We start from the raw sequence: 13260 nt of genomic DNA, 5'->3' as shown, positions 1-13260 counted from the left end.
CGTTTCCCCCACGGGTGTCGGGCGTGTGCGACCGTTCCCGGACTCGATGCCGGGCAGCCGGTCCCGTCCCACGAACGCCCAGTTCGGGGCCCGCGCGGCCGGCTGTTCCGGGAGGGAGTCACACACCGTCGGTCCCTCCGTAACGCTCTTGAGCGACCCTCGCGGACCGTCGGTATGCCGACAGGGCCCGCGGAGTACGACCCCACACTGGGGAACAAGTTCGTCTTCGTCACCGGCGGCGTCATGTCCGGGCTCGGCAAGGGAATCACGGCCGCCTCGACCGGCCGCTTGCTCGCCAACGCCGGGTTCGACGTCACCGCCGTGAAGATCGACCCGTACCTCAACGTCGACGCCGGGACGATGAACCCCTACCAGCACGGCGAGGTGTACGTGCTGAAGGACGGGGGCGAGGTCGACCTCGACCTCGGGAACTACGAGCGCTTCCTGGACATCGACATGACGTTCGACCACAACGTCACGACCGGGAAGCTGTACAAGAACGTCATCGAGAAGGAGCGCGCCGGCGACTACCTGGGCAAGACCGTCCAGATCATCCCGCATATCACCGACGACATCAAGCGGCGCATCCGCGAGGCCGCCGAGGGCCACGACATCTGCATCATCGAGGTCGGCGGCACCGTCGGCGACATCGAGGGGATGCCGTATCTGGAGGCGCTGCGCCAGTTCTCCCACGAGGAGGACGACGAGGACATCCTGTTCACGCACGTCACGCTCGTCCCGTACTCGAAGAACGGCGAGCAGAAGACGAAGCCGACCCAGCACTCGGTGAAGGAGCTCCGCTCTATCGGTCTCCAGCCCGACATCCTCGTCGGGCGCTGCGAGGACAAACTCGACGACGAGACGAAGGAGAAGATCGCCCTGTTCTGCGACGTACCGACGGACGCCGTCTTCTCGAACCCCGACGTGGAGGACATCTACCACGTCCCGCTGATGGTCGAGGACGAGGGCCTCGACCAGTACGTGATGGAGCGCCTCGGTATCGCCGAGGACGCCCTCGAACCGGCCGAGCGCAAGAACGGCTGGCGCGACCTCGTCACCCGCGACACGACCGGGACCGTCGAGATCGCGCTCGCCGGGAAGTACGACCTCGAGGACGCCTACCTCTCGGTCCACGAGGCGTGCAAGCACGCCGGCCTCGAACACGGCGTCGACGTCGAGGTGCTGTGGGTCGACACCGAGGACATGGACGAGGAACACCGCGACCGGCTCGAACGGGCGGACGGGCTCATCGTCCCGGGCGGCTTCGGCGCCCGCGGCACCGACGGGAAGATCGACGCCATCCGCTACGCCCGCGAGAACGACGTGCCCTTCCTCGGGCTCTGTCTGGGCTTCCAGATGGCCGTCGTCGACCACGCGCGCAACGTCTGTGACCTCGCGGACGCCAACTCCACGGAGTTCGACGAGGGCACACCCCACCCCGTCATCGACATCCTGCCCGAGCAGTACGAGGTCGAGGACATGGGCGGGACGATGCGGCTGGGGGCCCACGAGACGGACATCGAGCCGGACACACTCGCCGCCGACCTGTACGACGGCGCCGACTCCTGTACGGAACGCCACCGGCACCGCTACGAGGTCAACCCCGAGTACATCGACCAGCTGGAGGCAAGCGGCCTCGTCTTCTCCGGGACGGCGGCCAACCGGATGGAGATACTCGAGTTGCCCCGCGACGAGCATCCGTACTTCGTCGGGACGCAGTTCCACCCCGAATTCCGCTCCCGGCCGGGGCGGGCGTCGCCGCCGTTCGTCGGGTTGCTGGACGCCGCGCTCGAGCACGGCGAGCTACGTGACGAGCGCGACCCCGAGGAGGTGAGCGCCTGATGGTCGACGTCGACTCGTTCATCGAGGACGCCGTCGCGGAGATCGACGAGCAGGTCGGGGACGACCACGCCATCATCGCCCTCTCGGGCGGGGTGGACTCCTCGACCGCCGCTGCGCTCGCGTACGAGGCCGTCGGCGCCCAGCTCACGCCCGTCTACGTCGATACGGGCCTGATGCGCAAGGGCGAGACCGAGGAGATACGGGAGACCTTCTCCTACATGGAGTCGCTCCGTATCGTCGAGGCCCAGGACCGCTTCCTCGGCGCGCTGGAGGGCATCACGGACCCCGAGGAGAAGCGCCACGTCATCGGCGAGCAGTTCATCCGCGAGTTCGAGACCGTCGCGAGGGAGGAGGACGCCGACGTGCTCGTCCAGGGCACCATCTACCCGGACCGCATCGAGTCCGAGGGGACCATCAAGTCCCACCACAACGTCGGCGGCCTGCCCGACGTCGTCGATTTCGACCGCATCGTCGAGCCGATGCGCGACCTCTACAAGGACGAGGTCCGCGAGGTCGCACGGGAGTTAGGGCTGGACGCCATCATCTCCGAGCGGATGCCGTTCCCCGGCCCCGGCCTCGCCGTCCGTATCGTCGGCGAGGTGACCGAGGAGAAGGTCGAGGTCGCCCGCGAGGCGACCCACGTCGTCGAGGCGGAGCTCGAGGAGTACGACCCGTGGCAGGCGTTCGCCGCGGTGCTGGGCCGTGCGACGGGCGTCAAGGGCGACAACCGCGTCCACGGCCACGTGGTCGCGGTCCGTTCCGTCGAGTCCCGCGACGGGATGACCGCCCGCGCCCAGGAGCTCGACTGGGAGACGCTCCAGCGCATCCAGTCACGCATCACCGGCCAACTCGACAACGTCTCGCGCGTCGTCTACGACGTGACGCACAAACCCCCCGCCACCATCGAATATGAGTGAGGCCGTCATCGCTGGGGCGGACCCGGAGGGACTGGGCGAGGCGCTCGCGGCCGAGGGGTTCGAGGTCACTCGCGCGGCCGGCACGGCCACCCGCGACGACCTCGTCGAGGCCGACATCGAGACGGCCGACCTGTTGGTCCTCACGGACGCCGGTCTCGCGACGGCCATCCCGCTGGCCCGCGAACTGACCTCCGACATCCGTATCGTCGCCTACACTGCCGACTCCCTGCCGGAGTTCGTCGGTGGGCAGGAGGTCATCGCGATGGACCCCGCGCTGCTGGGGCCCGAGGCGGTCGCCGAGGAACTGGCGTAGCGACCTGTACGTCCACCCCCGGGACCGACGTTCTCGGAGGACTCGGCCGCCGGCGCACGGGCCGCCTGGCCTACTGCTCGATACGCTCGCCCAGCTCCGCGAGCCGGATGGAGCCGTCGCGGACGAACGGCGTGCCGTGGCCCATCGCCAGTACGTCGACCGCGGGGGCCCGGTCGGCGAGGTCGTGGATGGATTCGCGGACGCTCTCGGTGTCGTAGGTGATGAACCACGGGGAGGGCTCGAGTTCGCCGTCGGACTCGAGGACCAGGTCACCGACGAACGCGGCGTCGAGGGCGTCGCTGACGTAGGCGGTGTGGCCGGGCGTGTGGCCGGGCGTGTGGTAGGCGGTGAAGCTCCCGATCTCGTCGCCGTCGGCCACCAGTTCGGGGTCGTGGTCCGGGCGGTCGACCAGGCGCTTCCCGGCGCGCTGGAGGGCACCCTTCAGCGTGAGGCCAGGTGGCTGCTCCTTGCCCATCAGGAACGGTGCGTCGGCCGCGCCCATGTGGACGTCGGCGCCGGTCTCGGCGGCGAGCGAGGCGAGCGCGCCCACGTGGTCGACATCGTAGTGCGTGATGAGGATGCGCTCGAGGTCGTTCACGTCGTAGCCCGCCTCCCGGATGGCGGTCCGGATGGTGCTCCCGTCCCGCGACAGTCCGGTGTCGACCAGGGTCAGCACGCCGTCGTCGTCGGCGAGGTAGGCGTTCACCCCGGTACACTCTATCTGCCAGACATCCCCACGGAGGTGCACGAGCATGCTTTCACGTACACCACGGGTGGATAAGGGTCTACCCATGGCGGACGGCGGCAGGTGTCAGGGCGTCGGTGTGGCCCGGACGGGCCCGGTCGTGTTGACCGACGCGCTCCCGCCGATATCGACCTGTGAGGTGTTGCCGCTGCCACCGCCGTCGGTCTGGAGGATTATCGGTGTCCCATCGCGGTCGGTCGCGAGGATGACCTTGTCGGATGCGTCGATGCTCTTGACGTACTGCTGTTTCAGCACGATGGGGTTGTCACGGAGCGCGCGCCCCCGAATCTCGATGACGCGGGCGTCCGCCTCCGCGCGAATCTCCTGTTGCTCCTTGTCCTTGCGGGCCTGCTGGATCTCGAACTCCTTCTTCTGGACCCGTTGCTTGGCGATCTCCTTCTCGTTCAGGGCCTCGTCGTACGACGACGGCAGGTCGACGTCCCGGACCTGCACCTCCTCCAGAACGAGCGCCTCGCTCTCGAAGGCGGACTCGAGTTTCTCCTGTGCGGCCGTTCCGAGCCGTTCTCGGCCGTTGCTGGTGTATATCTCGCTGGTCTGGATTCCAGCCGCCTCGTCGCGGAGGCGCGACCGGATCGACGGCCGGATGAGCCGCTGTTCGGCCTGCTCCACCGTCCGCCACTCGGTCACGAACCGCGAGGGATTGCTCTGCTCGACCCGGTAGCGAACCGTGATATCGATCTCGACGGTCGTCCCGTTCACTGTCTGGACCGTCACCGCGTCGGCCCGTCCGGCTCTGTCGCCTTCCCCCCTCGTGTTCGCCATCGTGTACGTCCGTGGACGGATCTCCACGTCCTGGACGGAGTCCTTCACCGGGGCGATGAGGTGGGCACCGGGCGCGAGTTCGTCGCCGGTGACCGCGCCGAACGACTTCTGCACGCCGACGTGCCCCTCAGGGACCTGGTGGTACCCCCCGAGCAACAGCCCGAGAACGACCAGGAGGCCGAGTCCAAGGGCCGCCATCCGGAGTACGCGCGCCGGGTCGAGGTCAGACCCGGAATCGGAGTCCGGCCCGGAATCGAGGATGTCACTCATCGCCAGCCTCCGTACTGTCCGCTCCGCCGGAACCGTCGTCTGGGGACCATGTAACAAATGGGCGCACGGCGCTGAATAAATGTTCAGATAGCGTGTCGGCCGGACGGTCCAACGGCGGTCCCGGCGGCCACCCCGACGCCTATGCGGCTGGCGCCGCTGGTGTCGGTATGGGGTTCAGCAAGCACCTCGTCAACGGTATCATCTCGACGGTCATCAGCGTCGCAATCACCGCCTACGGAGCCGACGGCGACGGGTGGAGCACAGAGGAACTGCTGCTGTCGGTGGCGGTCTCGGCGTTCCTCTCGGGTTTCTTCACGAGCTACTTCGCGGAGTGACGCCGGGTGACGACGCGGCCCCCGACGCGACCGAGCGTGCGGCGGCGGACGACGGCGACTCCCGAATCGACCCGGCGTACTACGCCGTCGATACGGATGCCTCCGAGGCGGAGTTCCTCGCCGCCTGCAAACTGTACGCTCGCGAGGTGGTCGATGCGTTCGGTCTCTCGGCCGACGTGGGGCGCCTCGACTGGCAGGTCAGCCGGCGCGCGAAGCGTCGGGCCGGACAGGTCCGCTACCGCGACGACGAGCCGGAGGTGGTCGTGCTCACGTGGGGTTACTTCGAGCGGCGCGGCTGGGCCGCGATGGCATCGACCGTCCGGCACGAACTCGTCCACGTCCACCTGCTGAACGAGTACGGCGACGGCTCCCACGGCGAACGGTTCGAGCGGTGGGCCGAGCGCCTCGACACGTGTGTCTCCTGCGAACTGTTCACGACACCGGAGTGGTGGGTGGTCTGCGAGGACTGCGACGCGGCGCTGGCGCGGTACCGCGAGTCGAAGCTGGTCCGGCGGGTCGACGAGTACCGGTGTGGCGAATGTGGCGGCGACCTGCGGCTGGCGGATGGAGACACCAGAGTCGAAGCCGGGGACGAGTGAGCCGCCGGGCGGAGCCTATCCGCTCACGCGAGCCTTCAGGAACCCTTTCAGCGTCTCGTACTTCGAGGGACGGCGGATCTCGGCCATCTCCGCCTCGGTCAGCTCGAAGTCGAATATCGCCATGTTCGCCGCCAGATGCTCGCGGCTCGTGGCCTTCGGGATGGTGGCGACCTGCTCTTGCTGGACGAGCCAGCGGAGCGCGACCTGTGCGGGCGTCTTCGCGTGCCGGCGGGCGATACGCTCCAGAACGGGGTCGTCGAGCACGCCCCCGTGGCCCAGCGGCGAGTACGCCGTCAGGAGCACGTCGTGGACCCGGCAGTACGAGCGCAGGTCCTGCTGGTCCCAGAACGGGTGGTACTGGACCTGGTTCGTGAGGACCGGCGCGTCGCTCAGCTCCCGGGCCGTGTCAAGTTCGTCGACGCTGAAGTTCGAGACGCCGACGTTCCGGACCTTCCCGGCATCGACGAGTTCGTTCATCGCGCGGAGCGTCTCCTCGTGGTCGGGCGCCGCGGCGAGCGGGTTCGGCGGCGACCCCGGCGGCCGGCCGTTGGGCCAGTGGACGAGCAGCAGGTCGAGATAGTCCGTGCCGAGGCGGGCGAGGCTCTCCTCGGTCGTCCGGAGCACGTCGTCGTACGCTCGGCTCTCGGGCCCGAGCTTGGTGGCGAGGAACACGTCCTCGCGGGGCACGTCGCTTGCGGCCAGCGCGTCACCGACCTGCCGCTCGTTCGTGTACACCTGTGCGGTGTCGATGTGGCGGTAGCCCAGGTCGAGCGCGGTCTCGACGGCCTCGCGGCAGTCGTCGCCGGTCAGCCGCCAGGTCCCGAGGCCGAGCCGGGGGACCTCGACGCCCTGCACGGTGAGGCTCTCGATGTCGCTCACGGGCCGTCGTAGGGCCGACCGACCCGAATACCTGCCGGCTCCGGCGCGTGGCCGCCGGTGGGCCCCCCGGCCGACGGTGGTGTCCGGGTCGGACCCATCGGCTTTTAACCAGCGGCGCGCGACGGGTCGTGCATGTTCGACCTGCTGGTCGTGGCGACGGACGGCTCGGAGAGCGGCGAGCGCGCCGTCGCCACGGCGCTGGACCTGGCAGACCGGTTCGACGCGGCGGTCCACGTGCTGTCGGTCGTCGACCCCAGTCGCGTGGCGGAGGTGCCTGCCGAGGACGCGGACTCGGTCCGGGCCGCACTCCACGAACGCGCCTCGGATGCCGTCGACGCGGTCGCCGAGCAGGCCCCCGACGATATCGAGGTGGATACCCTCGTCCGTGAGGGACACCCCGCCGACGCCATCGTCGACTACGCCCAGGAGGCCGGCGCCGACAGCGTCGCACTGGGGACCCGTGGCCGGGGCGGCGATGGCGGGTTCCTCCTCGGGAGCGTCGCAGAGGCCGTCGTCCGGACCTGCGAGCGGCCAGTCCTCACGGTGCGTGGCGAGCGCGCCGGCGAGGGCGCTGGGGCCGACGGCTGACGGCCCTGCGCCCGGGGCCGCCCGGCGGACGCCACCCTTACGCCCGGCCGCCACCTCCGGCCGGTATGGTCGACCGACTGATGACAGTGAACGCGTACACCACGCTCGACCTGGTGGACGCCGTCGCCGAGGGTCACGGGTTCGAGGAGGAGGCGTTCGCGACGCTGAACGTCACGTCGCCGCGGAAGAACCCGGACCACGTCTCCCTGCAGCTGGAGCTGGACAACACGCAGCTGACGGAGCTGCCGGCCCACGCCGAGACGGTGACGCTCACGCCCGAGCAGGCGCGGAGTATCGCCGCCGACCTCGAGAAACACGCCGAGAAGGTCGAGGCCGCGCTGGCCGACGACGCGGACGACGCCTGAGCGGGTCACGCCCCGTCGTCGCCCGCCGCGCGGTCCGCCTCGTCGTCGCTCGCCGCGCGCCACGACTCGCCGGCGGCCCGTTCGCGCCAGCGCCGCTGCTGCCGCCGTTCCGTGAGGTGGTGGCCGCCCCCGGCGAGCGCCTCGCGTGCGTCGCCCTCGATGGCCGTCGCGTCGGCGAGGAACCCCGCGCGGAAGTCCGCCACCAGTTCGTACGACCAGCGGTCGCCGACGGCGCCCGCCGGCAGGACCTCGTCGCGGAGACGGTCGGCGAGGGCGTCGTGGCCGGCCTCGCGGAGGCGGCTGCGCGCCCGTTCGAACCGGTCCATCCCGCGGCCGATCTGGTGGTGGAACGTCAGCAGCGCGCCGTACCCCCGTCGGACGTGTTCGAGCCCGAGTTCGAGGTCGTGGAGCGCCGCGCGTTCGATATCCGTGAGCGCCTCGTCGCTGGGGTCTCGGTCGCCGTCTGTGCGTGACATACGGTAGCGTTACACGTATCTCGACAAAAGCCGTGTGGCGCTGCCGGGGCGGCCCCGCGCCGGCCGGCAGGACGGGGTGACGCTGCGGGGTGACGCTGCGGGGTGACGCTACGACGGTTTTTGTCCGTGCGACACCAAGGCCGGGTATGGGTTCGACCGGTGACCCGCGCCGCACCCGGACGGACAGTCCGGTCTCTCGCGAACTCGGGTTCTGCCCGTGCTGTGGGTATCGGACGCTGGCGCCCGACACGCCCGGGTCGTACGAGGTCTGTGCGGTCTGTGGCTGGCTGGACGACCTCGTGGGGTTCCACCACCCGGACCACGAGGGAGACTACAACCATGTCTCGCTCTGCCGGGCCCGCGAGAACTTCGCCGAGTACGGTGCCTGCACGCCGGAGGCCGTCGCGGAGACGCGGGAGCCGGCGGGTGCCGAGCGGGACCCGAACTGGCCGTACGACTGACACGCGCCCGGCGCCGCCGGACCGACGGAGGGAAACGCCGGCCCCGTCTACCGGGGCCCATGGAACTCCAGTTCCTCGGGGGTGCCGGAGAGGTCGGCCGGAGTGCCGTCCTCGTCGACGACCGCCTCCTGCTGGACTACGGGATGAAGACGGGCACGCCGCCCGCCTACCCCGTCGGGTCGGTCGACCCGGAGGCCGTCGTCGTCTCGCACGGCCACCTCGACCACGCGGGCGCGGTACCCGCCCTGCTGTCGGGTCGCGACCGCCCCGATATCCACTGGACGCCGCCGACCCGGGAACTGGCGCTGACGCTCGCACGGGACACGCTGAAACTGCACGGTGGCAGCCACCGCTGTCCGTTCACCGAGACCGACCTCAAACGCGTCGGGGAGGTCGACCAGCCCCATGGATACGGGGAGCCGTTCGCAGCCGCGGGCTACGAGGTGACCTTCTTCGACGCCGGTCACATCCCCGGGAGCGCACACGTGCTGGTCGACGACGGGGAGACGCGGCTGCTCTACACGGGCGACTTCCACACCACCAGCCAGCGCGGGAGCGACGCTCCCGCGAGCCGCACGGATCGCCACGGGGAGCCGATTCGTGGACAGCGCCTCGTCGCGGGCACGACCGCGCGCCCGGACGCGGACGTGGTGGTCTGCGAGTCGACCTACTCGGATGTCCAGCACGAACCGCGCGCGACGGTCGAGGAACGCTTCGCCGAGAGCGTCCGGACGACGCTGTACGAGGGTGGCACCGTCGTCGTCCCGGCGTTCGCCATCGGCCGCACGCAGGAGCTGTTGCTCATCTGCGAACACTACGACATCCCCTGCTACGTCGACGGGATGGGCCAGGACGTGACCCGGATGCTCCGGCAGTATCCGGACTACGTCCGCGACGCCGATGCACTCCGGCGGGCGAAATCACATGCCCGGTTCGTCACCGGTCGTGACGGCCAGCGCGAACGCATCGCGGAACAGAACGCCGCCATCGTCACCACGAGCGGGATGCTCTCGGGCGGCCCCGCGATGAGTTACATCCCCGAAATCCGGCGCAATCCGACGAACAAGATCGCGATGACGGGCTACCAGGTCGAGGGGACGCCGGGCCGCGAGTTGCTGGAGACGGGCAGCGCCGAGATCGACGGCCGTGTGATGCCCGTCGCCGCGCAGGTCGAACAGTACGACTTCTCCGCACACGCCGACCGCGACGGGCTCCTGTCGTTCCTCGACAGCTACCGCGACACGCCGGTCCTCGCCAACCACGGCGACCGCTGCGCGACGTTCGCCGAGGAACTGCGGGTCGAGGGCTACGAGGCGAGCGCGCCGGCACTCGGCGACGCCGTGACGGTCTGAGCGAGCGTGGCGCGGGTACCGTGGCCGTTATGTCCGTCTCGACACAGCAACCGGCCGATGCGCGCGACTGGTTCCCGCCGCGAGACGCGTAGCGAGGTGACCGTCCGATGGGACTGTTGAGGCGTCTGCAGACCGGATTCCGGTTGACCGGCCAGAGCGCCGGCCTCCTCCGTCGGAACCCCCGGTTCGCCGTCCTGCCGCTGGTGAGCGGACTCGCGACGCTGGTCTACCTGGTCGCCGTCCTCGGGAGCACGCTCCTGGTCGGCGATATCGGCTCCCCCCTCGTCGCCGTCGGGGTGCTGTTCGCGGTCTACTTCGGCACGAGCCTGCTGGCCGCCTTCGGCAACGCCGCACTGGTGTACGCCGCCCGCGAGTCGTTCCGTGGGGCGGACCCGACGGTGGTCGAATCGCTCCGGGCCGCGGCGGGCCACGCCGGCGCGCTCGTCGTCTGGGCCCTGGCGAGCGCCGTCGTCGGGCTCGTCCTCCGGGCCATCGAGTCCTCCAGCGACCTGCTCGGCGACATCGTGGCGGCGCTGCTCGGACTGGCCTGGGGCGCCCTCACCTACTTCGTCGTCCCGGTGGTCGTCTTCGAGGACGCCGGTCCGGTCGAGATGTTCCGCGAGAGCGGACGCACCGTGCGTGATATCTGGGGGGAGGCGTTCGGCGCCGATTTCACCACCGAGGCGGTGAGTCTCCTGCTCGTCCTGCCGGGCATCGCCGTCGTCGCGGTGGCACTGCTGGTCCCGGACCCCACCGGGGCCGGCCCGCTGTTGCTCGTCGGTGTCGCGCTCGCGGCGGTCGGCTTCCTGTTCGGTGCTGCCCTCCAGGGCGTCACGAAGGCCGCACTCTACCGGTACGCCGCCGAGGACGGCTCCGTCGAGGGGTTCGACGAGGCTGTTCTCCGCGAGGCGACCGGCGACCGCTGACTCAGACGTTCCGCTCGATGATCTCGCGGAGGTCGCGCTCGACGGCACCGGCGTCGGCCGTCTCCACGACGAGCGAGTCCTTGCGCTCGTCCGTGTCGGTCATCTCCGACAGCAGGCCGCCCCGGCGGTCGACCTCGACGGCGACCGTGAGCCGGTCCGGGCCGGGGTCGAAGATGAGTTCGATCTCGTCGAGGTCGCCGCGGAAGGGGCCGCCGCTCGTCTTGAATTCGAACTCCTGGACGAATCGGTTGCTGCCCCAGCCCGGAACCTCCTCGTTCTTCGCGGTCCGCAGCGAGAGACCGAGCGACTCCGCGGCGTCGAAGACGGCCTGCTGGCGGTCCGTGGGACGGACGTCGAGGTAGTCCTTGTCTTCGGGATCGATGCCGGTCACGTCGAGTTCGGTCTCCAGCCACACGTCCACGCCACCCATCGTCAGCGGCGTCCCCCAGGGAATCTCCACCTGCGTCTCGATGGCCCGGGACTCGTCGGGTTCGATGATGAACCCGTCGGTGAGCCGTGCGGTGTCGACGGTCCCCTCCCGACGACCGTCCTCGGTGTGGTAGTACGTCTCGAACTCCAGGTCGATATGGCGGACCTCCTGTTCGGCGTTGCCGCCCTCGACTCTGATTTCCGCGTCGACCGTCTCCCCCGGCTGGACCGTCTCCGAGGCGAGGACGGTGTCGACGGTGGCGTTACCGATTCCGACTGTCGCGAGGACCTTCTTCATGGCCAGGTGGTACTGCTACCGGCTCAAGCAAATGTTTTGCCCCACTCGAAATTATCATTGGGACTTTCTGGAAATATTTCTAATTATGCCTGTATTGGTATAATATATGGGAAATAATCCATTCTCTCGGGGTGTATCGGAGCTAACTGTCGAGTCCGAACCGTTCGGCCAGTGGCCGCGTCACGCGCTCGACCCGACACGCCCGCTCGGGCGTCGCGTACCGCTCCGGTCGTGGTGGCGTCCCGGCGTGGCGGTGGACCTCCGTGTGCGGTCGACCGTCCTCCAGGCCGGTCGAGGTCGCTGGCGCGTAGTGGACCACGTCCACGACCGGCGTGGCGGTCCAGTCGGTCGTCGCGAGGTCCCGGCGAACGCGTTCCGGCCAGTCGCCCGTCGCGGGGACGAGGTGGACGCGTCGCTCGCCGTCGTCGATGGTCGGGCGGCCGCCCCGCCCGTCGTGGCTGGGGGCGGCCATCCCTTCAGAAGGTGTGCTCGTCGCTCTCGTCGCTCATGTCCGCGGGGTCCTCGGCCGTGTCCCACATCTCGGTGGCGTACTCGTCGGCGAGTCCCGCCTCGCCGTCGTCCTCCTCGACGTTGTACGCGTCGAGCCCCATCCCGATGAGCTCCTCGTAGGCCTCGCCCTCCGAGATGAACTCGCTCTCGGCGATGCGCTGGAACCGCGCGTACAGGTCGTCCGGCAACTGGACTTCGAAGGTTGGCATTACGTCGGGGTAGGGCACCCCCCCATTTCAGACTTCGGCCCGCGGTCGTGGTCGGGGTCAGTTCCCGTCGCCGGTCGTGTCGTCCTCCGCGCCGCCGGTCGCCCCATCGTCCTCCCCGTCGCCCTCGTACTGCCGGACCTGGAACTCGGCGAAACCGTGTTCGAGGTCCTCACTGCGCCCGAACGCGATCTCGAGCGATCCGAGCCACCAGTTCCACTTCGAGGCGAGTTCCTCGTCCGGTGCGTCCTCGAGGTTGGCCACGACCAGCTCCGGGGTCAGGTCGTGGCCGGCCACGTCGCCGTAGTGGCCGGCCGCCGCCAGGTCACTGGCCATCCGTGCTACCGCGCGTCGCTCGCCGGCCGCGGCGTCGAACGCGTCGGCCAGCACCCGGTCGAGTTCGTCGATGTCCACGGCGGCTGTTGGGGGTCGGACCTCTTAACCATCGTCGTGTGTCGGTCACAGGTGCAAACTTTATCCCGCCGCTCACCGTTCGCTGCGTATAGATGTCGCTGGGCATCCTCATCGTGGACGACTCCGACTACATGCGGAGCCGTCTGAAGAGTGCGCTCGGCGACGACGAGTACCACGTCGTCGCGGAGGCCCCCGACGGGGCGTGGGCGGTCAAACGCTACCAGGAACACCGCGAGGACGTGGACCTGGTGCTGATGGACATCGTGATGGACACCGCCAACGGGGTGAAGGCGACGGCTGCCATCAAGGAACTCGACGCCAACGCCAGCATCATCATGTGTACCTCGGTGGGCCAGCACAAGAAGATGAAACTCGCGCGGCAGGCCGGTGCGGACGGCTACGTGACGAAGCCGTTTACCGACGAGGAGGTGGCGACCGCCATCAGCGAGGTGCTCGCGGCAGGAGAGCGCGTGGGCGACGATTCCGGGCACGACGGGGACCCGGATACCGACACCGACGCGGGGTCCGACACGGACACGGAGGCCGAGTCGA

18 protein-coding genes and 1 pseudogene are annotated in these 13260 nt (G+C 69.4%); 11 read left to right on the top strand and 8 right to left on the bottom strand.

Annotated elements, in window-relative coordinates; translation table 11 throughout:
* The first annotated feature begins 174 nt into the window (after positions 1–174).
* Genes pyrG through NL115_RS07035 form a run of 3 tightly spaced genes read left to right on the top strand, consistent with a single transcriptional unit; the run spans position 175 to position 3072 of the window.
* A complete protein-coding gene (gene pyrG, locus NL115_RS07045; RefSeq protein ID WP_254832474.1) occupies positions 175–1842 on the top strand; it encodes a CTP synthase in 1668 nt (555 codons plus the stop codon).
* On the top strand, positions 1842–2759 hold the full coding sequence (gene guaA / locus NL115_RS07040) for a glutamine-hydrolyzing GMP synthase (RefSeq protein ID WP_254832473.1): 918 nt from the start codon (positions 1842–1844) through the stop codon (positions 2757–2759). The genes pyrG and guaA overlap by 1 nt, the downstream gene beginning before the upstream one ends.
* The gene (locus NL115_RS07035; protein WP_254832472.1) at positions 2752–3072 is read left to right on the top strand and encodes a DUF7126 family protein; all 321 of its coding nucleotides are present in this window, start codon (positions 2752–2754) and stop codon (positions 3070–3072) included. The genes guaA and NL115_RS07035 overlap by 8 nt, the downstream gene beginning before the upstream one ends.
* A gap of 70 nt (positions 3073–3142) precedes the next feature.
* Here NL115_RS07035 and NL115_RS07030 read toward each other — a convergent pair whose 3' ends face one another.
* Entirely contained in the window at positions 3143–3826 is a 684-nt protein-coding gene (locus NL115_RS07030; protein ID WP_254832471.1) for an MBL fold metallo-hydrolase, read from the bottom strand.
* Between the two features lie 57 nt (positions 3827–3883).
* Positions 3884–4870 (bottom strand): prohibitin family protein, encoded by a 987-nt coding sequence (locus NL115_RS07025; protein WP_254832470.1) that lies wholly within the window; start codon positions 4868–4870, stop codon positions 3884–3886.
* Positions 4871–5037: 167 nt separating this feature from the next.
* On the opposite strand from NL115_RS07025, the gene NL115_RS07020 reads away from it, so the two are divergent.
* Together NL115_RS07020 and NL115_RS07015 are read left to right on the top strand one after the other, a co-directional pair.
* Complete coding sequence (locus NL115_RS07020; protein WP_254832469.1) at positions 5038–5205, top strand: hypothetical protein; 168 nt, start codon at positions 5038–5040, stop codon at positions 5203–5205.
* Positions 5202–5804, top strand: coding sequence for a SprT-like domain-containing protein (locus NL115_RS07015; protein ID WP_254832468.1), 603 nt, complete (start codon positions 5202–5204; stop codon positions 5802–5804). Before NL115_RS07020 ends, NL115_RS07015 begins: the two co-directional genes overlap by 4 nt.
* Before the next feature lie 15 nt (positions 5805–5819).
* On the opposite strand, the gene NL115_RS07010 is transcribed toward NL115_RS07015, so the two are convergent.
* On the bottom strand, positions 5820–6674 hold the full coding sequence (locus tag NL115_RS07010; RefSeq protein ID WP_254833069.1) for an aldo/keto reductase: 855 nt from the start codon (positions 6672–6674) through the stop codon (positions 5820–5822).
* A 141-nt stretch (positions 6675–6815) separates the two neighbouring features.
* Between NL115_RS07010 and NL115_RS07005 the strand changes: the two genes are divergently transcribed.
* Together NL115_RS07005 and NL115_RS07000 are read left to right on the top strand one after the other, a co-directional pair.
* Positions 6816–7271 (top strand): universal stress protein, encoded by a 456-nt coding sequence (locus NL115_RS07005; RefSeq protein WP_254832467.1) that lies wholly within the window; start codon positions 6816–6818, stop codon positions 7269–7271.
* A 65-nt stretch (positions 7272–7336) separates the two neighbouring features.
* Positions 7337–7636 (top strand): DUF6360 family protein, encoded by a 300-nt coding sequence (locus NL115_RS07000; protein WP_254832466.1) that lies wholly within the window; start codon positions 7337–7339, stop codon positions 7634–7636.
* A 5-nt stretch (positions 7637–7641) separates the two neighbouring features.
* On the opposite strand, the gene NL115_RS06995 is transcribed toward NL115_RS07000, so the two are convergent.
* Complete coding sequence (locus tag NL115_RS06995) at positions 7642–8112, bottom strand: hypothetical protein (protein ID WP_254832465.1); 471 nt, start codon at positions 8110–8112, stop codon at positions 7642–7644.
* Positions 8113–8258: 146 nt separating this feature from the next.
* Here NL115_RS06995 and NL115_RS06990 point away from each other — a divergent pair, with 146 nt between their 5' ends.
* From NL115_RS06990 to NL115_RS06980, 3 genes are all read left to right on the top strand, one after another.
* Complete coding sequence (locus tag NL115_RS06990; protein WP_254832464.1) at positions 8259–8573, top strand: CPCC family cysteine-rich protein; 315 nt, start codon at positions 8259–8261, stop codon at positions 8571–8573.
* A 59-nt stretch (positions 8574–8632) separates the two neighbouring features.
* Entirely contained in the window at positions 8633–9925 is a 1293-nt protein-coding gene (locus NL115_RS06985) for an MBL fold metallo-hydrolase (RefSeq protein WP_254832463.1), read from the top strand.
* 107 nt (positions 9926–10032) lie between these two features.
* On the top strand, positions 10033–10851 hold the full coding sequence (locus NL115_RS06980; protein ID WP_254832462.1) for a DUF6159 family protein: 819 nt from the start codon (positions 10033–10035) through the stop codon (positions 10849–10851).
* Between the two features lies 1 nt (position 10852).
* Here the strand turns inward: NL115_RS06980 and NL115_RS06975 are convergent, their stop codons facing one another.
* The 4 genes from NL115_RS06975 to NL115_RS06960 form a co-directional block, all read right to left on the bottom strand.
* On the bottom strand, positions 10853–11578 hold the full coding sequence (locus NL115_RS06975; protein WP_254832461.1) for a sporulation protein: 726 nt from the start codon (positions 11576–11578) through the stop codon (positions 10853–10855).
* Positions 11579–11720: 142 nt separating this feature from the next.
* The gene (locus NL115_RS06970; protein WP_254832460.1) at positions 11721–12050 is read right to left on the bottom strand and encodes a hypothetical protein; all 330 of its coding nucleotides are present in this window, start codon (positions 12048–12050) and stop codon (positions 11721–11723) included.
* A 4-nt stretch (positions 12051–12054) separates the two neighbouring features.
* Positions 12055–12297, bottom strand: coding sequence for a DUF7120 family protein (locus NL115_RS06965; protein WP_254824051.1), 243 nt, complete (start codon positions 12295–12297; stop codon positions 12055–12057).
* 57 nt (positions 12298–12354) lie between these two features.
* The gene (locus NL115_RS06960; RefSeq protein ID WP_254832459.1) at positions 12355–12708 is read right to left on the bottom strand and encodes a WNWW family protein; all 354 of its coding nucleotides are present in this window, start codon (positions 12706–12708) and stop codon (positions 12355–12357) included.
* A 92-nt stretch (positions 12709–12800) separates the two neighbouring features.
* Between NL115_RS06960 and NL115_RS06955 the strand changes: the two are divergent.
* Positions 12801–13169 (top strand): annotated as a pseudogene (locus tag NL115_RS06955) (response regulator); the annotation flags it as partial.
* Positions 13170–13260 lie beyond the last annotated feature (91 nt).

The organism is Haloglomus salinum (genome assembly GCF_024298825.1).
Taxonomy (GTDB): Archaea; Halobacteriota; Halobacteria; order Halobacteriales; family Haloarculaceae; genus Haloglomus; species Haloglomus salinum.
Note: the sequence above shows the minus strand (reverse complement) of the source record. Positions and strands in the feature narration are given on the sequence as shown.